This window comes from Photorhabdus kayaii (genome assembly GCF_025384895.1).
In the GTDB taxonomy this organism is placed as follows: Bacteria; Pseudomonadota; Gammaproteobacteria; order Enterobacterales; family Enterobacteriaceae; genus Photorhabdus; species Photorhabdus kayaii.
Map to the genome: position 1 here is coordinate 1 of NZ_JAJAFZ010000067.1, position 22,249 is coordinate 22,249.

Below are 22,249 nucleotides of genomic sequence, written 5' to 3' on the forward strand. Positions count from 1 at the left end.
TACTTGCGGCCACGAATGTTTTAAGCCGTCTATTAATTCAGCCCATAAATCAGGATTATTTTTCATCTTCATATTTCCACCCCCGTTGGGGATTGATACCCCGTTAAACGGGCGTGAAAAGAAAAAGGCCGCGAATAATCGTGACCTGGAATGTGCTTTATATATGAAAAATCTCGCGGAATAGCGAGGCTTGTTAATTCGATAAGCTGTGTGACATTGCTATCACTCTTATCACAATATAGTGACTTTTGTAATTACACAACACTTATTTATGCAAACTGATAGATATTTTCTTTTTGAGTTACTTTATCTATTTCTAATTTAACATTAGCTATTGCCAAACATCCCTCGATAAACCCTTCTGCTGATTGTAGTCGTTTGGCTACCTGATTATGTGAAATACCAAGCCTTGGCCCCATTATTCTAAGCGGCATTCTTCTCACGTAATACATAACAATAAGCTGAAAATAATAAGCATTATAATCTTTCAGCCTTCTCATAGCTGCATCCACGGCAAGACCATCATCATCACAACACTGTGGCCGCGATTTAGCTTTGTTGGGGATCAGCCCTTTAAACCCCGCCGCGATTGGCGACCAATCAACATCACTGTTATCATTTGCCGCCCATGATCCCCAACGCTCAAGTACCATTTGAATATCACGCATTATTTACCCCCTGAGAACTGAATGATATTTGTCATATTTGGTTGAGAACATGACTATGTATTTTTTGCCCCTGACTCTCCGATCCTGAATAACTTTTAAACCATACTTGCATTGCAGAACAGCAAATGACCTGCCTGTAATACCACTCCTGAAGCGAGCTTCATCAATCGCAGCCGATATATCAGTGAAGATTGTCATTGCTTAAGCTCCTGAGTTTCTTCAATTTCTCATCAAACTCAGCTTTGATCGCTTTGCACTCTTCAATAGTCCATCTATGCCGATCATGATTACTCTCGATATTTTCAACGGCTTCAATGCCAATCCGCTCAATAAGCTCAATTCGATATAGAACCAGGTTCCCCGAGTGATGCTGATTACAGACAATACATTGCCGTTGAATATTGCGCTCATCAAAGCGTAATTGTGGCGCTGCTGAGGTTGTTCTATAGTGCCCTGCATCCCATCGAGAAGATTCACATGCCCCACATGAAACACAGGGCTTATCTTTGTCGCGATAACGAATATATGCATTAACAGAACGTTGGGCTTGCTGAATAAAATAACTGCGGGGCTTTATTGCTAATCGACGGGCTTTAAGTTTATCTTTTTTCTCTGCTAATTCTTGTTGCTGTTTCTTTTTAAGTTCCCGCTCTAATTTTTCCTTTTTCTTTTTTTGGTCTTTACTGCCTTTAACTATTGCACATTCAATTGAACACGTATTTTGTAATTGCCGAACGGGTTGATATTCTCTACGGCACGCCTTGCACTTTCTTATTCGAAGTTTTTTCATTTCTATCTCTCCGTCTATCCCACTTTGCCCGCAATAGCTGATAAACATAATCAAATGTTTCAACTTCGGACTCTGCGGGAACTGGCTTTGATTTGTTATTAGATGGGACTTTATATATCAGATTATTGATGACTCGCTGAGTCTGTGATGTTTGCTGACTCATTTATTTCATCCGACTTTCTATTGATTAATACATTAACGCATTGGATAATACACTCATTACAAATATCACTGTTATTCATTCCTGAAACTAAATGATTAACTTCATCCTGTGATTTACCACAGAAGTTACACCAGTGTTTATTACCTGCTATCATTTATCTTGCTCCTGTTTTAATTTCATATATTCGCTGTTATCCGGTATTGTCACGAAACAACCAATACTCACAGCCCATTGCTCAACTCTTTCCATGAACTGGAACATATCACCCGTGTCGAGTTTTGATGTTCGCTTAAGCGTCCTGACACGCTCTGTAAGCTGCGTAGTGACATCCATTATCTCGATAACTTCATAGCCCAAGAATGTATGCTTAAGCATCTCCTTAACTTCTTCCAGTGAATATTTAGCACCGTTAGCACGCAAATAACGACTTATCTCACCAAACCACATATGTGCCGTGGCATTTTGAGATAATGAGCGTTTATTTTTCCAAGGTTTAATGATAATTCGATGCGGTTGTTTCGTTTGAAGTGTTTCTTTCAATATTTCCCATGCCTGAGATTTATTTGATTCATGAAAACAAAAATCAGCTTCCATTTATCCCCCATTATTTACTTTCTTATTCCATGCGACCTCTGATTCTTCCAATGTGAAATAATGCTTACCTTCATTTTGACAGCGCAAACATTTATGATAATGCCACCTGCCTTTACTTTCATCGTTATAATCACGCAATACCCAGCAATTGATAGCCCTTCCGCCACATCTACACTGTAGAAATGTTCTTTCTTCACTCATATTCATCGCCTGTTAAAATTTCATCGGGAATTTCTACATCATCAAGCTCAGTTATCATTGCGCGACATATTGCTTCTTTTGCCGTACATCCTTTTGCCACTCCAAACCCCGGTCTGTCAGCTACATAGTAATCTACTCGCTCAATAACGCTGATGTAATATTCATCTATCAACGGGCCGCATTCACTCCATTCTGTCGAATATTCGGGTATAGCATCAGGATTCTTATTTAAATAATCAGCACTCCATCCCTCGCAAATAGCAACTGCATAATCTAGCGCACGGCCTGCTAAATTTTCTGTTTTCATTTTCATATTATTCCCCTTTAACTACCTTTAATTTTCCCCAAACAGGAATTATCGGATCTGAGTCGGAATTTGGCGCTCGCAAGTTCCACGCTCTGATAGCATCTCGCTTTGTCGCATATGTGAGAGTGATCGGCTTAATTAAACATTTATCACCAGCGCACCCGGCATAAATCCCGCCTCCATCTGAAAATAACGCAGCATCACATTGACAGAACGGACATTTATCAAGAGTCAAATAATGCGGCAATTTAGTGTCATAAATCATTTAAAAATCCTTCCTGTAGGGTTTGCGGAATTTTTCTTCGTTGCGATTCGCTCGTCGCTCGCCTTCAATTTGATCGATAGGGAAGAGACAAAGCCCCTTTTGCTCAACATAGACAGTCCCGGTTTTACCATGACGGTTTGAACGTAAAATCAGCTCTGTTAGCGTCTTATCCGCATTATCGTGATAAACAGAATCGCGATAGATACCCATCCAATAGTCACAATCTTGTTCAATCTGGCCGGTGTCCCGACTGTCGCTTGGCATCGGGCGCTTGTTAGCCCGGTCTTCCAGATTACGATTAAGCTGTGTCAGTAACACAACAACGGTATTCAACTCTTTAGCCAGGTTCTTAAGTCCTTTCGTGATATTTCCGTATGCGAGATCATTACGATCGGCTTTTTCCGCTTTCATCAGAGTTAAATAGTCCACGCCGATGAAACCAATACGCCCAACTTTGCGCTTAAGCTTTCGGCATTCAGACTGAATATGTGCCAGGGACATGGCTGGCGTATCGTCTACCCAAATATTTGGATTTTCTTTCAGTTCTAACATAGCCATACCGATCAAATTCCAGTCAGTATCGCTATCTGTACCACCGTAAAGCGTGTCTGTGTTGACGTTGGATTTTTGGCTGACCATGCGTTCAACAATCTGCTCGTTTGTCATCTCCATACTGAATAATGCAACAGGTAATTCCACTGCAACGTTTTTAGCAATCTCAGAGAGTACCGTTGTTTTTCCCATCTTCGGACGAGCACCAACAACAAACAGTGCGCCGTTAACCAAGTATTTGGGAGCCAGCATTTCATCCAGATCACGAATACCGGTTTTCAGTCCAGCATGTAATTCAGGATTATTGAAACGCGCTTCAACACCAGAAAACCAATCGCAAATAACATCATCGATTCTGACCAGTCCGCGCTTAACGCCAATTTTCGCATGATCTGCCGCTTCCGTGATTAATGCTTGCGCTGCCTCCAGTTTCTCTACTGCTGTCATTCCATTACGGGAGTAGAATAATTCGGAGATCTGATTCGCTTTGCGAATAGCAAACCGCTCAATTGCTCTTTCATGAACAACTTTGGCATATCCAACGATATTAGCCACACTTGGCGTATTTCTGCTTAATTCGGCCAGATAAGCAAATCCACCAACGTGACTCAGTGCAGAATGAGACTCCAAACTGTCAGAAACAGTAATTAAATCTACAGTCTGCTTACGTCGATTCATATCAAGCATATGTTCAAAAATCGTTTGGTGCGGTCTGCTGTAGAATAATTCGGGTTTAAGTTTTGAAAATACTCGCTGAGAATTATCACTCTGTGAGTCAATCAACAAAGAGCCCAGAACACTTTGTTCAGCTTCAATATTGTGTGGCATAACAGGTAGATCTAAATCAGTCATAACGCCCCCTCTCGCGTTTTTGTCAGTGTGTCCGACCTAAGCAGGTAATCAAAACTAGCTCTCCAGCCTGAGTCGTTTTCACCAAAGTAAAATGGCTTAGCAGTTGCAACAAAAGCCTCGAAGTACTTTGTCGCCGCCTCAACTGTCTGGTGACTTAATTCACCCCACAATTTTTTGATTGCTCGTTTTCGTTTTTCGTTCAGGCTCTCAGCATTGGGTAACTTATCTCCGACAGCCTCGTTATATGCCTCCATAATTTCCATGTACGGAATTTTTAGGTTTTTAGATTTAACCGGCCTAATTTGGCTAAGCCCCGAATGGGGGTTAGGGGGTATGTCTTTTTTGTCTTTTGTAATAGTGTCTTTTGTGTGTCCCTTTTTTGGTGACAGCCCTGTCACGGTTTTGGTGACAATGACACTATTTTGGTGACACTCTGGAATTTCCCATTCCGAAAGGTTCTTATTGGGTCCGATTAATTGCCCTTCCTTTATCAATACTTTCATAGCGATAAGCTCATTTTTAGCCTTGTTTACTTTCTGCCGAGGCAGTTTTGTTAACTCAGCTATTTGGCTGTCAGCAATCCGATCCATCTTCTTGTTGAAGCCGTAAGTTTTCCTGCAAACGGCATGAGCTACTTTTGCTTGATTCCGTGTAAGATTCGCCCCAATCAACTCTTCATAAAGTTCATTAGCGATGCGCGTATAGCCATCTTCAACATCAGCCACTTTAACAACCTCCCGGCGCTGGGGTGCGGGAAAATTAATTACCTCCGCTGTGTTCATGTGACCTCCTTTTCAGCTTGATTTTTCTTGTAAAATCGCTGTTTTTTTGACATGATATTTACCTATGTTAGTGGTGATGGGGAAAGTGAGAGTTCCCCCGCTTGATTCATATTTGATTAGCCTCATCTGCTGTAACAGACGGGGCTTTTTCTTTTAAGTGAGATAGCATCTCTTGCAACGCTTTAGCTATCTGTGCTGTTTCTTCTCCATGAATAACTACTTCCTGTACATTTGCATCAAACCCAATAGCAGCCAGTAGCTTGGCGGCTTTAGTCACAAAGCCCGTCTCTTCTGCTTGCCAGCGGCTTATCTGTGATTGATGCACGCCAACAGCATTAGCAACATGCTTAGGCCCGGTAATGATGATCCCCTTTCGAATCCGTGATTCGATTTCTTTAGTTTTGCGTTCCATTGCGATATTCATTTGTCATACTTTCCTAAGTTAATTAAAAAGTTAATAACCCAACAATTGGGCTACGCTCCCCGTTTGGCAGGGAATCCCTATTGCTTAAACAGGGAATCTACACTTTGCAGCGTAGGACGCGGATTGTTAAAGAGCATGCGAGCTATACCGGCTCGCGCGGTTTATTTACCTGGCTTGGAAACGGCTTAATTTCCTCAGCTTCAATTCGCCCATCACTGTGAACAATTACAGTGATCTTTCTCCCAATAGAGAGAGCTTTGCTAATTGCGCTTTGGTTAATTCCAAATAAAGCAGCTGTTTCTTCTTGACCATTTTTGGATACAAAATCTGATAACGGAATTCTGTCCATAGGATTCTCCTAAACAATAACAACACAAGTATCACTCATAGTAATAAAATAGTCAACACTAACGGTGATTTGTAATTATGACTTTAAGTTATAAAATCTAACGATGAAGAAGATTCCATTGACAGATAGTCAAATTGATGACGCACAACGTCTCAAAGCGATTTATGAAGCGAAGAAAAAAACATTGGGGCTTTCCCAAGATATATTGGCTGAAAAAATCGGAATGGGTCAAAGTGGTGTCACGCAATTATTAAATGCAAAAAATGCAATAAATGTATTCCATGCAGCAAAGTTCGCTAAAGTTCTTGAAATCAATATTGATGACTTTAGCCCCTCTCTTGCTGCTGAAATCGCAGAATTGGCAAAATATATCGTTGATAAAAATGGAAAGAATGAGATATCTAAACGTTTAACTCAAGAACAAGAAGAATTGCTTAATATTTATCATGGACTGCCAAGCGAAGAAGCTCAAAAATTTCTACGCGAGATGAAAGCCAAGAAAGCACATTTTGATAAAATTTTCGATGAAATGCTTGCGAAGAGGGGCAGTAAAGCAGGTTAATGATATAAATTTCAAGTGCAAATATTAACGTGTGAAATTGTTACGTTTGTCATGTTTTTAATAACAAAGTGTTCCTTATTCTCGGAACTGTGTAAGCGCTGGGGCAATGGTAATCATGAGGTATAGTCATCATGATTAATAATCATAAGGTAGGATTCAAGATAATCCTGACCTGTTTAGGGAAATGATAAAGGGCTTGTAATGGTTGATATTGATGTCCCGGGTTGGAATAGTCTAGGCGTTATCCCACCAATGGATGAAGCCCATCCAGCCGGTGCATATAGATCGCCATACAAAACAAATATAGTGAAATTTGTCGAAAAGTTCTCCACTACTCCCAAAAGAATATCAATTCTAAAAGGTTTTTTGGAGTTTCGAGCAGAGCTTCATAAAGTGGGATTAGTTGATGGGTTTCAATGGATTAATGGAAGTTTTAATGAAAACATTGAGCTTCTTGAGAAAAGACCCCCTAACGATATTGATGTTGTAACATTTTTCAATATTCATCCTGGGGACTCTCAAGCTGCCATTGTTGCTCGCAATCCGGAGCTATTCCAACCGAATAGTGCAGAGTGGAGAAAAGAGAATTACCATGTAGATTCTTATTTCCAATCATTACAGGTTGCAAGTGGAAATCTGGTAGAAAGAACTGTATATTGGTACAGTATGTGGTCTCATAGAAGAGATCTAACATGGAAAGGTTTTTTGCAAATTCCACTTTCTCCTGAGTATGATTCTGATGCAAAATTAATCTTAGTTAAAATTTCATCTGAAGGGGGTGAGCAATGAATCGTGATGATTATTTGTTCGTTCTTAGCGAACGTGATGAAGTTTTATCCATGCTTAGAAACACCTCAGAGGAAGATATCATTAGTAGAATGAGCTTAGAAGGTCGATTGGAAGAGCTTAATAAAACTATTAAAAATAATATTCCTCAAGTTCATCCTCAAGCCAAAGCTACCATAACATTCAAAGGGGACTCGGTTTTAGGTACACATGGCATTGCTGCTAATTTCAGTGCAAAAATTGTTGGTGCTTTTAATGATGCCATATCTTTAATTGCGAGTTCGTTTTCTAGCATTCAGAGTAAAGGCAGAAATGAAAATATGTTGATGATAACAGGTACAGCAAAAGGATCATTCGGTTTTACTCTTGAGGAATTTCACCCAGAACCACCACTTGATTTTGATGAAGAGACTTTGATGTCCAAGGCAATGGCTAAGACTCTCTCCATTTTACAAATGAGTGTAAATGCCGATGATGATGGACTTGCTGATGCTATAGCAGACTTAGATACCAAAACCCTAGATAAAATAAGGCGTTTCATGAAGATTCTATCTGAGAATAGAACCATATTTACTTTAAAACATGGTAATGAATCTCTTATATTCAATGATATCAATCAAATAAATTTATCGATAGAAAAATTAAGTAAAGAAAATATCAAAGAGGAATTAAAGGTAATTTCAGTTAAATTCAGTGGTGTTTTGCCACATAAGAGACAGTGCGAATTTGTCATCATTGATGACGAAATTGTTTCTGTTGCAAAAATCAGCTCAAACATCAAACACCCTGATGTTATTAATAACCATTTGGGACAAGAAGCGAAAGCAAGCTTTCTCTGTACACAAGTAGGTAATGGCAAAATAAAATACTCATTGCGTGAGCTCCCAGACTGGTGATGCCCATCTATAGCCCTCTCCTTTGAGGGCTTTTTTATACCCTCTCCCCACCAAATCAGCTCAAATCTCCCCATCTAGAAATTTTTTGAAAATAAATTGTCTGTAAAAACAAGGTTATCACTCATAGTAATAAAATATTATCACCGTTAGTGTTGACTATTTTATTACTATGAGTGATACTTCAATCATCAAAGGCACACAAGATAGCGAACAGGCAAGGAAAGCCCACGAAGTAGCCGCTACCGGCGTATGAAAAGGTAGATGATTCGCAAGTGCTAAGAAACAACGCAGTACCAGGAAGCAGTAATTAAAAGGAAGTTTCGCTCTTTAACAATATGACGATTAATCGCTCTGAATAAATGTTAGAGCAACCCCGCGAGTAGGTTTTGGTGTGGAAGTCCACAACTAAAACTTACTTATGAGGCAAAAAATATGGCTACTTCAAAACGTCCAGTTCTCACAATAAAAAAACTGGCAGACAGTGAAATTAAACCAACTGTCACTATTAAGCCCAAAAAAGACAATGCAAAGTCTCGTCGCCTGGCAAAACAAATGGCATTTTGGGATAAGAAACGCGCTGAGTATGAAGCAAAACCCAGAAGTCGATCTGTTAATGAAATTATCGATTCAATCATTAAGCCAGTCGATGAAACTGATGTACTGGCAAATCTGATTATTGCTTTAAAGAGTAATGATAAGCATGAAATTACGGGTAGTCGCTGTTTGCAAGATGCTTGGTTTTATTCAATTAGATAAAGGGGGGGTTAATTATGGAAATGAGTAAGCGCCTTGAAATTTTAAAAGCGTCATTAGCAAAGAAAGAAGCGCTATTCAATAAGTGCCTTCAAAATCACTTCGATACAGTTAAGCAGACGAACGGTCAACCGCTTAATGATAAACGTAATGGACGCGCAACACTTAATAAATGGGAAAAACAAAATGATGCTTTGCGAAATATAGAAAAAAGCATTCAGAAAACTAAAGATGCAATCGAACATGAAGAAAATAAAACTGTAACGACTGCATCTATTGATATTCCTGATTATCTTCGGAACGCAATTAATGAAGGAATTATTGTGCAGTGGCGTAAGTTCCCAAGGTTCTTTTTTGTTAATGGCGTAAAAAGCGGAAGGATAGTTCTTAATGAAAAGACTGGAACTATTTCACATAGATACGTAAATAAGATCCCGAAAGAAGAATATCCAATATTTCGAGATGTATTTAATAGTTTATACAAGCAGGCTATAAACTAAAAACCAGCCTTGCCAATGCGGGGTTTTTTATTGCCAATTAACTAATTCCAGCTCATTTATAGATTGAGTGGGCTGTGGTGAGTTAATCATAGGAGAATAAAAGTGGAACTTGAAAAGTTATTAAGCGAAATACGTGATACAAGGAATGATATCGCGCGAATAGAACGCGTGCTTCTTCGCATCAACGGGAATGAATTGTGTATAGCCGTAGTTAATGATGTGGGTGTCAATGCTCCCGCCGACAATAAACTTATCACTGATGCCCTAAACAGTAAAAAAATAGAGCTAACTGAGAGATTGAATAAATTAAATGAAGCAAAACAAATGTCTGAAAAAATAATTTCAGGACTGATTGCGTGAATTCATTTCGCCACGCTTGGGAAAATATGGATATATAGGCAGGGAAGCCAACTATCAATTAACTATAGGATTAAACAATGAACACAATCACATCACAAGAAGTTCAAGATATATTCACTGATAATGGCTTATATATCTCTTTTTCAGAATCTGAATCCACTGCCGCACATGCAAATAAAAACGCTGCCGCCAATCTTTGGGGAATAGATAGCGCTAAGCAATGGGTTGAATTTTGGATTGAAAGCGAACGTCAATAATAGGAGTGCACTATCATGACAATAGCAGAACTAATTGAACTGCTAAAAGAACACTTCGAAGATTGGGAGAGCCGTGAACTAGAAATTCCAGATGAGTTTAACGGCGGATGGCTAACAGTTGAACCCGAAAATGTTGTTATCGAATCTGATAATAGATTTATTAGACTCGACTGTTGGATGAGCTATCCAGACGAATTAGAGGATTAAAAATGAAATCAAAAATGAAATTTTCAACTGAGTGTAAAGCTGAACAAGCTCGCTATTTATCAGAAGCTAAAATCTATCGTCGCGGTTCTGAAATGCGCAAAATGTATGTTTCTCTCGCGTGGAGAAATAGAAATAACGCGCGGCAATGGATTAACTTTTAATTAACTGGCAGGGATGCTAATTATTAACGGAGAAATTAATGAGTAAATTAAACAGTGAAGAAAAAATATGGCTTAATAAATTGCAAAAAGTTTTAGATGAATGTCCGTCGGAAAGACTTGGATTTTATACAATTGGAGATAATGACTTATCTGTTTATGATTTAACAAAGACTAAAGAGATAAATGAACTTCAACATAAAACTAATCTTGACTACCCGGTTTGCATTGAAGAAGTCGGGGCTGAATTTAACTATTATTTGACTTTTCCGGCAAAAGTTGAAGGAATGTCGGGGTAATAACACTTAATGAGGACTAAACAATGTCAGATAAAAATGAATTGATTGTTATCGATATAAAACCAGAACAGGCCCCGGCTCTGTATATCTCAAACGGGCTTGACGGATTTTTAAATAAAATTCGAGAATCAGTAAATGAAGTTCCAGATTTAACAACAAAAAAAGGTCGTGACAGAATCGCGTCATTAGCTGCACAGGTTTCACGTAGCAAAACAGCAATAGAAAAACCGGGTCGCGAGTATCTTAAGCGACTCAAAGAAGCTGTAAGACCAGCAGAGCAAGAAATTAAGCGCTTTGTTGATGCATGCAATGAGCTACGTGATGAAGTTCGTAAGCCTTTGACTGACTGGGAAGCAGAACAAGAGCGTATTAAGCGCGAAGAAGATGCTCGAATAGCAGCTGCGGAACTTGCAAAACAAGTTGAAGTCGATCATGAAATCGCTCTGTTAATGAATGAAAAATTCGATAGAGATTTGGCAGAAAAGAAAGCCGAACATGAACGTCTTCGTATTGCTCGCGAGGAAGAAATTAAGCAGCAGGCAGCAGAGCAGGCTCGTATCGATGCTGAGCGTAAAGCGTTGGCAGAAATCGAAGCCGCAGCACGACGAGAAGCTGAAGCCAAGGCGGCAGCGGAGCGTGCAGAACGTGAAAAATTTGAAGCCCTAGAGCGTGCTGAGCGTGAAAAACAAGCTGCAATTGATGCTGAGCGGCGCAAAGCAGAAGCCGCTGAACGGTCCCGTCTTGCTGAAATTCAGCGTCAGAAAGATGAAGAAATTCGTCGTATGGCTGACATTGAACATCGTAAACGTATTAACAATGAGTCTCTGCAAGAGTTAATCAAAGCCGGAATCCCGAAAGAATGCGCAATGAATTGCATTAAAGCTATTGCGGCAGGTAAAACATCTCACTTAAAAATCATCTATTAATTATGAAAATAAACAAACATATTTTTAGCTTAGCTCAGTCTAAAGCTAGAATGGCACGTAATATAGATAGCCAAATAATATGGAATATCGCAATGCAATATCTGAGGTTGGCATATGAAGATGATTAAAGAGTGGCTCTTTGCTATGTTATTTCCCGCCTGTTTAGTTCTGTTTACAACGTTAATTTTAATTTTCATGAGGTAATTATGCTTATAGTTAATTGTGACTCTTTTAAAGTCAAGCACTCTAGTAGAAAAAATGAAATCGAAATAACTGGGAATGTTGTTATACATGGAAATTCCGAGGAAGTACTTAATTCAACTAATCTTTGTTTCAACGAAGTAAAAGAGTATTTCAAAAATAAGGGTTACAAAATCGAGGCTTTGTAATATGAACTCTCATCAGTGGAATAATAAAGAAACGGAATTCTATAAAAAAATCGGCTATTCAGACAAAGAAATTATCGAGCACGGGGAGATTGAATATAAGCGCTCTATCCAATCCTTGGATATGAATATGCCGATTAGCTCAATTGAATTTAACGGAGATTTTACATGAACGGATATCTAATAAGAGCCCCGGATATTTTCAAGAATAAGCAGGAAGCTATAGCGGCAGTCAGGGAGATAATTAACGGAAATCATCACCCCAATGTTTTTAAATTATCGAATATGGCAATCGCAGAAAAACTATGGAATGCAAATCTCGATGCTGCATTAAATCACCCGCCCCTCCCATCTGATTTAATCAATAAGCGGGAAACGCATAAAGCTTTGGAGTGGCGGGAATATTTCAAAACCCACAAACGAGAATATGACCACTATCGCGGCGATAATCCAACGCGTCGGCATGGCGGTATTTTTACCGGAGATTAATTTTGGCTATATATAGAGTGGTAGATACAGAAACGTGTGATTTAGATAGTGGTATTGTTGAAATAGCAAGTATTGATATCATTGATATGCAAGTCAATTATTCAACTCAACAATCCCATTTAATAAACCCTCAAAAATCTATTTCAGTATCGGCAATGGCAACTCATCATATTACTGATGAAATGGTGATTAATTCTCCGTTGATTGATCAAGTTATCGAGGTAGTTAATGGGAACAGCAACATTAATCTTGGGTGAATCAGGGACAGGGAAGTCAACGAGTCTCAGAAATTTAAATCCGGCAGATTGTTTGCTGGTCAAGACAGTAAGGAAACCGCTACCCTTCAAATCCACATCGTGGAAATTGTGGGACAGGGAAAAACCGGAAACCTCCGTTTTTATTTCAGATAAATATAGTCATATTGAGGGTGCAATAATAAAAGCTCACTCATATGGAAAGAAAATCGTTATCATCGATGACTTTCAATATTTAATGGCAAATGAATTTATGCGTCGCTCTGATGAAAAATCATTCGATAAATTTACGGAAATCGGTAGTCATGCATGGAATATCATTGACAAAGCAATAAATGGAACCCCGGACGATTTGCGAGTTTATTTTCTGTCTCATACAGAAGAAACACAAACAGGGAAGGTTAAAATAAAAACAATTGGGAAAATGCTGGATGAAAAAATAACAATCGAGGGAATGTTTACAATAGTATTAAGAACAATTGTCAAGGATGAGAATTATTTTTTCTCAACAAGAAACAACGGCTACGATACAGTTAAATCCCCGATGGGCATGTTCGATAAACATGAAATAGAAAATGATTTAGCTGTTATCGATGAAACAATTTGTCATTATTACGAAATCAACAAATAAGGTTAAATGAAATGAATAATGTTATGTTTGTTTATAACAAAGAACTTGCTTTGTCAGTGGGTCAGAGTAGCTTTATCACAGAAAACGGGGCTTATATTATCACCATCAATGAAGCCAAATTTACAAAAGGGAAAGAGGGAGCCCACTTTATTGAAATTTCTGGCGAGTCAGACGATGGACGAAAAGTTAATTATTTGAATGTTTGTTGTAAGAAAAATGATGGTACAGATAATCAATATGGCATTAATATGATTAACGCGATTATGGGTTGTGCCGGGGTTAAGCAATTAACCCAAGTAACGAAAGATGCAAATACATGTATCGCGCCGGAATTGACGGGGAAAATAGTCGGTCTGGTGCTTCAAAAGACGCTGAGAACAAAAAGAACAGACGGAAGTGATACATTCAGTTTTGATATAAGAATTCCATTCGTTGCTAAGACTGGGCAAACATTGCAAGAAATTGAGAGTGGTAAGGTTGCTGAGACTGTAAATAAGATTGTTTCAACTTTAAAAGATAAAGATGAGAGGAATAAGTCATCACAGCATAACAACCAAAATAATTATCAAAATCAAAATAATCATCAATATGAGCAATACGACGATAATTTCTCTCCATTTTAAAAAACAGGAAATTAAGTTAATGAACAATTTAATGCTGGATTTAGAAACAATGGGAACCGGGCCTAACGCGGCTATCGTCTCTATCGGAGCGGTATTTTTTAATCCCAATACTGGCGAGATTGGCGATACATTTTACAGTCCCGTTGATTTAGCGAGTTCGATCAGTTATGGCGGAACTGTAGACGGGGATACGGTGAGGTGGTGGTTACAACGAAGCGATGAAGCACGCGCCGAAATTTATTGTTATGAACTGCCTGCCCTTTTCTCAGTTTTATATGAACTCAGTGAATTTACTCAGACGGCAGACATAAAAGTGTGGGGTAACGGTGCCACATTCGACAACATTATTCTGCGCTCGGCTTATGAAAATTGTGGTATTCCCGTTTTCTGGTATTTTTGGAACGATAGAGACGTCAGAACGATAGTTGAACTGGGACACACAATCGGTATCGACCCAAAAAACGATATACAATTTGACGGAATACGACACAATGCGCTAGACGATGCAATGCATCAGGCAAAATATGTTTCAACTATTTACCAGGCTCTGACGAGATAATTTTACTCATAGCGTATTTATTATCGGGAATCCCGAAAGATGTAAAAATCAATCAATTTAAGTGAGGTGATTTATGGCTGTGAAGTTAGAAATTTTTATCTCGTTTAATGAAGACTTAAATAAGCATCATGTTGAATATTCCACTGCATTTACTTCATGTAGTACGCATGAAGAGCGACAGATTCTTACGGAATTGAGAACTAAGTTAATTGCTGAAATGGACAATGAATATATCGGCAATCGTTATATTAATTAATAATAGAGGTGACTATGATGCAGAAAACACCGTGGAATCCCAGCAAACGAGCTATTCAGCGGGTTAAAGACCCGCTACCAATGCCAGTTAATTGTCACTACTGCAATGGCGACGTAATAATAGCTCATCATAAAAAGATATTCGGCAAAGCACACAGTAAATGGCCGTGGTTATATATTTGTACTGAGTGTAAAGCGTATGTAGGAATGCATCCATATACAGATATTCCGCTGGGATATCTGGCAGATAAAGCCACGAGGAACGCTAGAATGAGTGGGCATTGGCATTTTGAAGAAATGCGTGAGAGATGGAAATTTAGTCGCACGGATGCGTATAAATGGCTAGCAAAAAAATTAGGTATCAATAAATGCGAATGCCACTTCGGTTGGTTCGATATTGACACGTGTTATCGAGCTAAAAAAATTTGTGAAAATATGATTATTAAGAAAAGAGGTAATTATCATGACTAAAAATACAGAATCTTTAATATCCGCATGTCAAGAATTAGCAAGAGTAGCAAGTTGTAACGATTATTTAATTTTGAATGAGATTGCTGATAAATTGGAATCTCTTCGCAAAGAATGCGATAGCTATAAAGAAATGTTTTATGACTCTTGCAAGGGTCTTGCTGCTATAGCTAATGCGGCCGGTATTAAAGCAGAAAATGATTCAGGTTCGCTCGGACAAGTAATAGAAAAAATTGAATCAATGCTTAATATTGACTGGAATTTTACAGGACATCCTAAAATTAATATTGGTGAAGAGAAAAAATATTGGGCTTATATTAAAAAAACTGTGAAAAAAGATTATTATCTTTATAATGAAGAAACAAATAAGCGCGAACTTGTTTGTGACCCCATTAAACAACATTTTTATGTAACTACTTTAATTTATGCTAATAAACCAACACCGACAGGAAAACATGAATATGAATGGCACGACGATTTACCTGACTGGGCAATATCAGACGATCACTACGATTGGATAAATATAGTCGGTTGGGCAAGAGAATATTCACATCCTGATTATTCAAGTTGGGTTGATTTATTGGAAGAAAATGAAAAAGTTATTGCATGGGCTGAGTTTATTCGTCCAACCGCGCCGGAGATAAATAATGAATGATTATCTCTGTCACTATTTCTATTTCATATGGAAACGAATGTTCAAGCGATACATGATAAATACTCTCGTGTATCGCGGAGCTAGTTTATCAGAAGCAAAAGAAGCGGCTGAGTGCGAAATCGAATCATATTCTAGAAAAGATGGAGACTGGAAATATATTCATCCGCACGATGCAGCGAAAGAGGCTTTATCTTGTTGGAGCGATTAGATATGAACGATGACGAATGTAATTGCATTGCCGGCATGATCGGCACTCGGAAAATATCAACAGCTGAATGGGAAGAAGAAACAAGCAAGTTCGATAAAATAATTGATAAATTCAATATTGACACTAAGCGCAAAGAAGTTCCTCATCCCGGAATTGTGTATTATTTTCGTTATTGTCCAGATTGCGGCAGAAAATTATGAATAATTGGAGTGAGCATGGAAATAAGATTAGATAAATATGTCATCACATCAGATGAGTATCAGTTCATTCTTAATGAGATTAAAATAAACAAAGAAGGTAAAAACATCGGTCAAGAGAGATTGCAAACAATCGGCTATTATCCCCGTCTAGAGCAATTAATTAAGAAATTAATTTTATTAGAAATTCGTCGTAGCGACATTAAATCACTGCAAGATATGAGTGATAAAATAAATCAAGTTGCAACAGAAATTTCATTGAAAATAAAGTGACTCAATCTTAAATTACTATGTGAGATTTAGTTTGATGAAATATGAACTTATTTATGCCGACCCACCGTGGCAGTACAATAATAAAGCTTCAAACGGTGCGGCGGACAATCACTATAAGACAACATCTTTCTTCGATTTAACTAAACTCCCCATTCATTCTATAGCGGCCGACAACTCAGTTCTAGCAATGTGGTATACGGGTAATTTTGTAGTGGAGGCAATTAAATTAGCCGAAGCTTGGGGATTCAAAGTTAAAACAATGAAGCTCTTCACATGGGTGAAATTAAATAAATTAGCTGGCGATCGGATAGATAAAAACGGAGTTCAAGATTTCTTTGATTTCATGGAGATATTAAACAAAGAAACGGCGATCGGAATGGGTAACTACACGCGGGCAAATACAGAGGATGTATTGCTCGCGGTTCGCGGAAACGGACTTGAACGGATTAGTGCGGCAGTGAAGCAAGTGGTTTTCTCTTGCACAGGAGAGCATTCACAAAAGCCGTGGGAGGTCAGAAACAGACTTGAACAACTATATGGAAATGTCACACGCATTGAACTATTCGCAAGAGAAGAAATTCAGGGATGGCATACATGGGGGAATGAGTCCCCAATTAATAACATTGAATTTATACAGGAAATAAAATCACATGAAACTTATTAAATCACTACCGATAGAAACAAAGACCGTCGATTATTTCGGCATTCAATTAACAGTTCTGAGATTTATAAAGTATCTAGCCGCAGACAAAGACGGAATTATATATGCATATCTCAAAGAGCCGAGATCAAACGATGGATTATGGCTTGAATCTTCTAGCGCGACATTTGATTATTTTTCTATGCCAGTCGCGATTGTTGATTTAAAAGATATCGACTGGAAAGATACATTAGTTAAGGTGTGATATGGATAAATTACGTGCAGAGTTTGAACAATGGATGATAGATAAATATGGGAATAAAGTAGCTCAAAATGAGCCACGATAACTGGGCCCTTGAGAACGGACGCCGGGCAATAGCAAGGGAATGCTTACGTGGTGAGCTAACTGCTCTTAACAAATACGACGATAAAACAGTCACAGCAATACTCGATAAATATACATCACGATTCAAATTAATTATGTCTGAGCATCAGAAGAAAAAAGCCAGTCCGAAAAACTGGCTTGCTCAGTATGTGAGAAATTTGCAAAAAGAACAAATATAAATCCATCAGATAATTGAGGTCAATATGGATGCGCAAACCTGCATTATTAGCGACACAGATATCGCAGAACTAACAGGATACAAAATCCCATCCAAACAATGCGAAGCATTAAAAGAGGCTGGAATATTTTTTGTAATCCGTCGAGATGGTAAACCCAGAACGACATGGGAGCATTTCAACAATCCGTTAACACAAAGAATTAGAAATATCCCATCTCCCCAAGAACCCAATTTCGGAGCTTTAGATTAATGGGAAGGAAACGTAAAAACTCAGCGGATAATTGGATGCCCCCACGAGTTCGCAGAGGGCGATCGGCTTATGAGTTCCTGACTCCAGATAGTCGAACTATCCGTTTATGTGGTTTTTCATCTACCCAAGCAGAAGTTTGGGTAGCATATGAAAAACTATTATCTGAGCAGAAAGAACAGGAAACACTTTCAGGGCTAGTGAAGGCCTTCTTCATTTCACCCGACTTTACAGATTTAAGCGCGGAGACTCAAAAAGATTACCATAAGTATTCAAACAAATTACTGCCTGTTTTTGGGAAGATGCTACCAGATAATATCAAGCCAGAGCATATCAGAAAATATATGGATAAGCGCGGGTTGAAGAGTAAAGTTCAGGCAAACAGGGAGAAGAGCTTTTTATCCAGTGTTTATAGATGGGCTTATGAGCGTGGGTTTGTTAAAGGAAACCCATGCAGGGGTGTGCGGCAATTTAAAGAAAAAGTGCGAGATCGGTATATTACCGATGATGAATACAATGCCCTCTATTCTGTTTCCCCTCCAGTCGTTAAAGTAGCAATGGAACTTGCTTATCTCTGCTGTGCCAGGCAGGCAGATGTTTTGGCTATGACATATGCACAAATAAGCGATGCAGGAATATTTATTAAGCAGGGGAAAACAGCCGTTGCACAAATTAAAGGGTGGACAGAGCGACTAAATAACGTTATTGAAATGAGTAAATCGTTACCGCTAGCGGACGGGATTAGTAGTATATATGTAGTTCACCAACGTAAAGGTTCCAGATATACCAGGGATGGATTTAATAGTAGATGGAGCAAAGCACATGAAGAAGCTGTCAAAAAATTTCCGGAATTAGATTTCAATTTTACATTTCATGATCTGAAAGCGAAGGGGATATCTGATTTGGATGGCCCGCTAACAGAAAAACAAAAAATTTCAGGGCATAAAAATATTACTCAAACTGCTAGATATGACAGAAAAGTGAAAATAGTTCCTGTTGTTGGTGGTCAAGAAAAATAGCTGTTATATGTGATAATTTAATGCCAAGGGACTTATAATCCTTTCTATTTCGAGCCCTTTTATCTTCACTATATTAATTATTTACGGTTTTTAATTAATTGATTTTGTTAATCGACAAAACTTCTTTTTATAGTGAAAATAGAAAGTAACTATCTGATAAATATCATTATAACACCTGATTTAAAATCCCTCGGCCTTAAGGCTGTGCGGGTTCAAGTCCCGCCCTGGGCACCATATAGAAACTTACTGTAAAACAGTGAGTTAGGAAAAAGAAAAGGCCACCGCAAGGTGGCTTTTTTTCGTGATGGAAATCACTATATCCTTTCATTATACTCTTTACCTCGGCTGTTCCGGCCATTCAATATCGGGAGACAGCGAAATATTTACTCTATTGAGCATTACCCTATATTTTTTCCATGTCAGTAAAGCGGATTTTTCTACTTCGGTAGCGATATCTAAATCAACAGCATCTTGCAGTAATGTAATGAATTCATTCGCGTGTCGCAACAGAATTACACGCTGCTGCTCCGCTTGTTCAATCTGATTTGCTTTTAGAGCTACATTATCAGTGACCCATTTTGTGCCATCCCATTTATCAAAATCAGTGGTCGGTTGCTTGAAGGTTAGAGTTTCAGGTAATTCACCCAGTTCAGTGATTTTCTGTTGAGTTCGTGTTAACGTGTCGTAAGCTATTTTCCCCCGATAATCAGGGACGATTTCCCAACACTTACCGTCTTCACTGCGACAAACAGCCACATCATCAGAATCGGGAAAGTCTGGTGCATCTAAATAAGAATTCGCTGACAAACTGACACCGAGCATGACATGTTCAATATCAGCGTGAGTAAATTCTCTTGTTATTTGATCCGTGTGATAAACTTTTATCCAGCCGGCTTGAATTGCTAATCCGTCTTCACCCAATACGGCGGTTTCATGTTCTAAAGCGTATTTTTGTTCTGTCATTATGCTGCATGCTGCTGCTCTCACTATGTAGTTAAATGCTATATTACGGGGCCTCGATACCCCTATAAATGCGGAATTCGCAATCCAGTCTGCCTGAGCTTTATAATATACAGCTTTTACCGAAGTATTTTTATTTTGGGGAATATCCCACTGCAATTTTGCAAACTCATTGCGTGAGAGGGTAATCATAAAATTATTAGCCCGATCAACATTCTGTAACAAATAAGCCCCTTCTTGCCATGACAATATTGAACGAGATGGGTCCACATTTCGACCACTGTCCCAGCCACGGATAAATTCTCCCCTTAGGTCGGGCAATCTGCCGTCAGGATAAGCTTCTGCTAACTTTGGGTACTGCAATTTATTGAAAAATGCACCGTTACAAACGAGATAGTTGATAGGTGGATAGGGTAACGGCCACGGAATGGGGGAACCCACAGGGATATTAATTTCTTCACGTAATGAATTTATTATTTCCTGAGCAAGTTTTTGTGTAACAGCCAATGTATTGCTATTGCCAACCACATTTGTAAGTTGAACAATACCTTTCTGTGTTAATGAAGCATCAGAAACTTTTGTTTTTTGTTCCAGTGCTCTATTTAATTGAGCGTTGAGTTTATCTATATTCCCATCATCCAGAACATCATTGCCAGATTGTGTGGCGATAAAATTAGCGACTACAGAGGATATCGTGGACGACTGACGTAATGCCTTATTTAGCATATCAGTGGTAATACCATCTTGTGGAAACCCAGTCTGCAAATTCTGATTTGCTTCATATCCTTCTTGGCTAATTACATTAGCATTATTACCAATAGAAAAAGCTTTAAAATCATTTTTTTGACTCATATCCTTACTCCTTAAGAAAAATAATATTTTTTATAATCAACATATTTAATTACTGTAAAAATAATCCGCCGGTAATTCATTAAAATCAAAGTCTAGTTCAGAAAGAAGAGTAATACAGCATTCCTATTTATTAGGAGATTGACTATTTTTATATAATTAGCGGCAATAAGTAATTAAATATTTTAGAATTGAAAACATGCCCAAACCATTTATATTTAACATCTGAAAACTATTCTCTCTATTCGTAGAACCGATGGAAAAGAAAATTTTATCTATCAATAAAAAAGGCCACGCAATGCGCAGCCTTTGAACGTGTGTAATAAGTTGTTAACTAATAGCGAGATTCAATCTTTTACCAAGAACATTTAACGCGCTTTCTACCGTGTCAATCTTCGTGTTGTGACGCAATGAGACTATACGTTGAACATCTTGCGGAAACGTTCCTATTTTTCTCGCTAGCTCTGCATTATTTGTTTTTGTTTGCAGCATTGTATTTAACAACAATACATTAACTGCAACACTTGCCGGAACATCAACAAAGGCTTCATCTCCATTAGACTTTCTATTTCTAAGCTGCCTGTACGGCAGTGCACCTCGATTTGGTTTGTCTTGGCGTTATGAACAATTTCTAAGCTGCCTGTACGGCAGTGCACAATTTCACCAACAATCATTGCATCAGGGTCTATTTCTAAGCTGCCTGTACGGCAGTGCACTGTTATATATTAACTCCAACTCACTGACTATCAAAGAATATATTTATCAAAAGCAAAAAAACCCTTTTTTATGAGACAGGTTAAATTTCATTAAAAATCAATGAATTATAGTTGGTCGTTAAAAAAGGGTAAAAATTACAAGTGAAATAACCGAACGGTGGATGAGGTAATTTTTTGCTCTAGTGCTTTATTTAATTGAGTGGTGAGTTTGGCTATATTTCCATCATCCAGAACATCATTGCCAGATCGTGTCGCGATAAAATCAGCCACGATAGATGATATGGTTGATGCTTGACGTAATACCTTATTTAATAAGTGAGTAGGAACATTATCTGGTGTAAATCCAGTCTTCAAACTTTGGTTTTCTTCATATTTTTCTTGATTTACCACATGCGCATTATCACCAATAGAAAAAGCCTTAAAATCATTCTTATAACTCATGTACTTTCTCCTGAAATTAAATAATGTTATTTTATAATCAATATATTGAATTATTGTAAAAACAATCCCTCTTGCAATTCACGCCAATCACTGTTAATACAACACCTCAATTCTATAGCCCATTCCCTGATCATTGGCAGTTTTTAATAATATTTACAATTGCCT

Annotated in this window: 39 protein-coding genes and 2 pseudogenes; 27 read left to right on the forward strand and 14 right to left on the reverse strand. The window is 38.2% G+C overall.

All coding sequences use genetic code 11. The annotated features are described in order from the left end of the window. The coding region (locus LGZ98_RS19050) for a hypothetical protein (protein WP_262978403.1) at positions 1 to 184 on the forward strand (184 nt) is incomplete at its 5' end. A gap of 85 nt (positions 185 to 269) precedes the next feature. Here the strand turns inward: LGZ98_RS19050 and LGZ98_RS19055 are convergent. From LGZ98_RS19055 to LGZ98_RS19100, 11 genes are all read right to left on the reverse strand, one after another. Further along, the gene (locus tag LGZ98_RS19055; RefSeq protein ID WP_262978404.1) at positions 270 to 668 is read right to left on the reverse strand and encodes an antiterminator Q family protein; all 399 of its coding nucleotides are present in this window, start codon (positions 666 to 668) and stop codon (positions 270 to 272) included. 181 nt (positions 669 to 849) lie between these two features. Continuing rightward, complete coding sequence (locus LGZ98_RS19060) at positions 850 to 1,458, reverse strand: recombination protein NinG (protein WP_113040763.1); 609 nt, start codon at positions 1,456 to 1,458, stop codon at positions 850 to 852. Beyond that, entirely contained in the window at positions 1,418 to 1,621 is a 204-nt protein-coding gene (locus tag LGZ98_RS19065; RefSeq protein ID WP_262978405.1) for a NinE family protein, read from the reverse strand. Before LGZ98_RS19065 ends, LGZ98_RS19060 begins: the two co-directional genes overlap by 41 nt. Next, positions 1,581 to 1,775, reverse strand: coding sequence for a ClpX C4-type zinc finger protein (locus LGZ98_RS19070; RefSeq protein WP_262978406.1), 195 nt, complete (start codon positions 1,773 to 1,775; stop codon positions 1,581 to 1,583). Before LGZ98_RS19070 ends, LGZ98_RS19065 begins: the two co-directional genes overlap by 41 nt. Beyond that, positions 1,772 to 2,215: a YbcN family protein gene (locus tag LGZ98_RS19075; RefSeq protein WP_262978407.1), complete on the reverse strand. Its 444-nt coding sequence runs from the start codon at positions 2,213 to 2,215 to the stop codon at positions 1,772 to 1,774. Before LGZ98_RS19075 ends, LGZ98_RS19070 begins: the two co-directional genes overlap by 4 nt. Before the next feature lie 193 nt (positions 2,216 to 2,408). Beyond that, complete coding sequence (locus LGZ98_RS19080) at positions 2,409 to 2,729, reverse strand: DUF2591 domain-containing protein (RefSeq protein ID WP_262978408.1); 321 nt, start codon at positions 2,727 to 2,729, stop codon at positions 2,409 to 2,411. Between the two features lies 1 nt (position 2,730). After that, positions 2,731 to 2,988: a Lar family restriction alleviation protein gene (locus LGZ98_RS24340; RefSeq protein ID WP_390904708.1), complete on the reverse strand. Its 258-nt coding sequence runs from the start codon at positions 2,986 to 2,988 to the stop codon at positions 2,731 to 2,733. Continuing rightward, on the reverse strand, positions 2,989 to 4,392 hold the full coding sequence (locus LGZ98_RS19085) for a DnaB-like helicase C-terminal domain-containing protein (protein WP_262978409.1): 1,404 nt from the start codon (positions 4,390 to 4,392) through the stop codon (positions 2,989 to 2,991). Further along, the gene (locus LGZ98_RS19090) at positions 4,389 to 5,174 is read right to left on the reverse strand and encodes a replication protein (RefSeq protein ID WP_262978410.1); all 786 of its coding nucleotides are present in this window, start codon (positions 5,172 to 5,174) and stop codon (positions 4,389 to 4,391) included. Before LGZ98_RS19090 ends, LGZ98_RS19085 begins: the two co-directional genes overlap by 4 nt. A gap of 106 nt (positions 5,175 to 5,280) precedes the next feature. Beyond that, the gene (locus LGZ98_RS19095; protein WP_262978411.1) at positions 5,281 to 5,598 is read right to left on the reverse strand and encodes a CII family transcriptional regulator; all 318 of its coding nucleotides are present in this window, start codon (positions 5,596 to 5,598) and stop codon (positions 5,281 to 5,283) included. Between the two features lie 142 nt (positions 5,599 to 5,740). Then, complete coding sequence (locus LGZ98_RS19100) at positions 5,741 to 5,947, reverse strand: Cro/CI family transcriptional regulator (protein ID WP_166310401.1); 207 nt, start codon at positions 5,945 to 5,947, stop codon at positions 5,741 to 5,743. Between the two features lie 118 nt (positions 5,948 to 6,065). Between LGZ98_RS19100 and LGZ98_RS19105 the strand changes: the two genes are divergently transcribed. The 26 genes from LGZ98_RS19105 (at position 6,066) to LGZ98_RS19230 (ending at position 19,118) form a co-directional block, all read left to right on the forward strand. After that, positions 6,066 to 6,509 carry a helix-turn-helix domain-containing protein gene (locus LGZ98_RS19105; protein WP_262978412.1) on the forward strand — a complete coding sequence of 148 codons (444 nt, stop codon included), beginning with the start codon at positions 6,066 to 6,068 and terminating at the stop codon, positions 6,507 to 6,509. A 201-nt stretch (positions 6,510 to 6,710) separates the two neighbouring features. After that, positions 6,711 to 7,298 (forward strand): DUF6932 family protein, encoded by a 588-nt coding sequence (locus tag LGZ98_RS19110; RefSeq protein ID WP_262978413.1) that lies wholly within the window; start codon positions 6,711 to 6,713, stop codon positions 7,296 to 7,298. Next, positions 7,295 to 8,191, forward strand: coding sequence for a hypothetical protein (locus LGZ98_RS19115; protein WP_262978414.1), 897 nt, complete (start codon positions 7,295 to 7,297; stop codon positions 8,189 to 8,191). Before LGZ98_RS19110 ends, LGZ98_RS19115 begins: the two co-directional genes overlap by 4 nt. 432 nt (positions 8,192 to 8,623) lie before the next feature. Then, positions 8,624 to 8,947, forward strand: a complete 324-nt coding sequence (locus LGZ98_RS19120) for a hypothetical protein (protein WP_262978415.1) — start codon at positions 8,624 to 8,626, stop codon at positions 8,945 to 8,947. Between the two features lie 14 nt (positions 8,948 to 8,961). Further along, a complete protein-coding gene (locus tag LGZ98_RS19125; protein ID WP_262978416.1) occupies positions 8,962 to 9,444 on the forward strand; it encodes a hypothetical protein in 483 nt (160 codons plus the stop codon). 102 nt (positions 9,445 to 9,546) lie between these two features. Further along, positions 9,547 to 9,804 (forward strand): hypothetical protein, encoded by a 258-nt coding sequence (locus tag LGZ98_RS19130; protein WP_262978417.1) that lies wholly within the window; start codon positions 9,547 to 9,549, stop codon positions 9,802 to 9,804. Positions 9,805 to 9,881: 77 nt separating this feature from the next. After that, a complete protein-coding gene (locus LGZ98_RS19135; RefSeq protein WP_011147150.1) occupies positions 9,882 to 10,061 on the forward strand; it encodes a hypothetical protein in 180 nt (59 codons plus the stop codon). Positions 10,062 to 10,076: 15 nt separating this feature from the next. Then, positions 10,077 to 10,268, forward strand: coding sequence for a hypothetical protein (locus LGZ98_RS19140; RefSeq protein WP_113042457.1), 192 nt, complete (start codon positions 10,077 to 10,079; stop codon positions 10,266 to 10,268). 14 nt (positions 10,269 to 10,282) lie between these two features. Continuing rightward, a complete protein-coding gene (locus tag LGZ98_RS19145; RefSeq protein ID WP_191214854.1) occupies positions 10,283 to 10,429 on the forward strand; it encodes a hypothetical protein in 147 nt (48 codons plus the stop codon). Positions 10,430 to 10,467: 38 nt separating this feature from the next. Next, the gene (locus LGZ98_RS19150; RefSeq protein WP_113042455.1) at positions 10,468 to 10,725 is read left to right on the forward strand and encodes a hypothetical protein; all 258 of its coding nucleotides are present in this window, start codon (positions 10,468 to 10,470) and stop codon (positions 10,723 to 10,725) included. Between the two features lie 23 nt (positions 10,726 to 10,748). Next, positions 10,749 to 11,651, forward strand: a complete 903-nt coding sequence (locus LGZ98_RS19155) for a hypothetical protein (RefSeq protein WP_262978418.1) — start codon at positions 10,749 to 10,751, stop codon at positions 11,649 to 11,651. 554 nt (positions 11,652 to 12,205) lie between these two features. Next, positions 12,206 to 12,526, forward strand: a complete 321-nt coding sequence (locus tag LGZ98_RS19160) for a hypothetical protein (RefSeq protein WP_262978419.1) — start codon at positions 12,206 to 12,208, stop codon at positions 12,524 to 12,526. Between the two features lie 2 nt (positions 12,527 to 12,528). Further along, a complete protein-coding gene (locus LGZ98_RS19165; protein WP_262978420.1) occupies positions 12,529 to 12,783 on the forward strand; it encodes an exonuclease domain-containing protein in 255 nt (84 codons plus the stop codon). Then, on the forward strand, positions 12,755 to 13,411 hold the full coding sequence (locus LGZ98_RS19170) for an ATP-binding protein (protein ID WP_262978421.1): 657 nt from the start codon (positions 12,755 to 12,757) through the stop codon (positions 13,409 to 13,411). The genes LGZ98_RS19165 and LGZ98_RS19170 overlap by 29 nt, the downstream gene beginning before the upstream one ends. 11 nt (positions 13,412 to 13,422) lie before the next feature. Continuing rightward, the gene (locus tag LGZ98_RS19175; protein WP_262978422.1) at positions 13,423 to 14,034 is read left to right on the forward strand and encodes a DUF669 domain-containing protein; all 612 of its coding nucleotides are present in this window, start codon (positions 13,423 to 13,425) and stop codon (positions 14,032 to 14,034) included. Between the two features lie 19 nt (positions 14,035 to 14,053). Beyond that, positions 14,054 to 14,593 carry a 3'-5' exonuclease gene (locus LGZ98_RS19180; RefSeq protein ID WP_262978423.1) on the forward strand — a complete coding sequence of 180 codons (540 nt, stop codon included), beginning with the start codon at positions 14,054 to 14,056 and terminating at the stop codon, positions 14,591 to 14,593. Positions 14,594 to 14,863: 270 nt separating this feature from the next. Further along, the gene (locus LGZ98_RS19185) at positions 14,864 to 15,319 is read left to right on the forward strand and encodes a zinc-finger-containing protein (protein ID WP_228900548.1); all 456 of its coding nucleotides are present in this window, start codon (positions 14,864 to 14,866) and stop codon (positions 15,317 to 15,319) included. Then, positions 15,312 to 15,971, forward strand: a complete 660-nt coding sequence (locus LGZ98_RS19190) for a hypothetical protein (RefSeq protein WP_262978424.1) — start codon at positions 15,312 to 15,314, stop codon at positions 15,969 to 15,971. Before LGZ98_RS19185 ends, LGZ98_RS19190 begins: the two co-directional genes overlap by 8 nt. After that, complete coding sequence (locus tag LGZ98_RS19195) at positions 15,964 to 16,179, forward strand: V-type proton ATPase subunit G (RefSeq protein ID WP_113042432.1); 216 nt, start codon at positions 15,964 to 15,966, stop codon at positions 16,177 to 16,179. Before LGZ98_RS19190 ends, LGZ98_RS19195 begins: the two co-directional genes overlap by 8 nt. A gap of 2 nt (positions 16,180 to 16,181) precedes the next feature. Then, complete coding sequence (locus LGZ98_RS19200; protein ID WP_113042430.1) at positions 16,182 to 16,379, forward strand: hypothetical protein; 198 nt, start codon at positions 16,182 to 16,184, stop codon at positions 16,377 to 16,379. A 15-nt stretch (positions 16,380 to 16,394) separates the two neighbouring features. After that, on the forward strand, positions 16,395 to 16,649 hold the full coding sequence (locus LGZ98_RS19205; protein ID WP_040154023.1) for a DUF5405 family protein: 255 nt from the start codon (positions 16,395 to 16,397) through the stop codon (positions 16,647 to 16,649). 34 nt (positions 16,650 to 16,683) lie between these two features. Continuing rightward, positions 16,684 to 17,313, forward strand: coding sequence for an MT-A70 family methyltransferase (locus LGZ98_RS19210; protein WP_191214852.1), 630 nt, complete (start codon positions 16,684 to 16,686; stop codon positions 17,311 to 17,313). Beyond that, positions 17,300 to 17,554 (forward strand): hypothetical protein, encoded by a 255-nt coding sequence (locus LGZ98_RS19215; protein ID WP_113043415.1) that lies wholly within the window; start codon positions 17,300 to 17,302, stop codon positions 17,552 to 17,554. The genes LGZ98_RS19210 and LGZ98_RS19215 overlap by 14 nt, the downstream gene beginning before the upstream one ends. A gap of 68 nt (positions 17,555 to 17,622) precedes the next feature. After that, the gene (locus tag LGZ98_RS19220) at positions 17,623 to 17,853 is read left to right on the forward strand and encodes a hypothetical protein (protein ID WP_262978425.1); all 231 of its coding nucleotides are present in this window, start codon (positions 17,623 to 17,625) and stop codon (positions 17,851 to 17,853) included. A 24-nt stretch (positions 17,854 to 17,877) separates the two neighbouring features. Next, positions 17,878 to 18,102 carry a DUF4224 domain-containing protein gene (locus tag LGZ98_RS19225; protein ID WP_113043417.1) on the forward strand — a complete coding sequence of 75 codons (225 nt, stop codon included), beginning with the start codon at positions 17,878 to 17,880 and terminating at the stop codon, positions 18,100 to 18,102. Next, positions 18,102 to 19,118 (forward strand): tyrosine-type recombinase/integrase, encoded by a 1,017-nt coding sequence (locus tag LGZ98_RS19230; protein WP_113043418.1) that lies wholly within the window; start codon positions 18,102 to 18,104, stop codon positions 19,116 to 19,118. The genes LGZ98_RS19225 and LGZ98_RS19230 overlap by 1 nt, the downstream gene beginning before the upstream one ends. 336 nt (positions 19,119 to 19,454) lie before the next feature. On the opposite strand, the gene LGZ98_RS19235 is transcribed toward LGZ98_RS19230, so the two are convergent. From LGZ98_RS19235 to LGZ98_RS19245, 3 genes and pseudogenes are all read right to left on the reverse strand, one after another. After that, positions 19,455 to 20,081 carry a tail fiber assembly protein gene (locus LGZ98_RS19235; RefSeq protein WP_113043468.1) on the reverse strand — a complete coding sequence of 209 codons (627 nt, stop codon included), beginning with the start codon at positions 20,079 to 20,081 and terminating at the stop codon, positions 19,455 to 19,457. Positions 20,082 to 20,311: 230 nt separating this feature from the next. Beyond that, positions 20,312 to 20,930, reverse strand: a pseudogene (locus LGZ98_RS19240) (tail fiber protein); the annotation flags it as partial. A gap of 875 nt (positions 20,931 to 21,805) precedes the next feature. Continuing rightward, positions 21,806 to 22,084: pseudogene (locus LGZ98_RS19245) on the reverse strand (DNA-packaging protein); the annotation flags it as partial. Positions 22,085 to 22,249 lie beyond the last annotated feature (165 nt).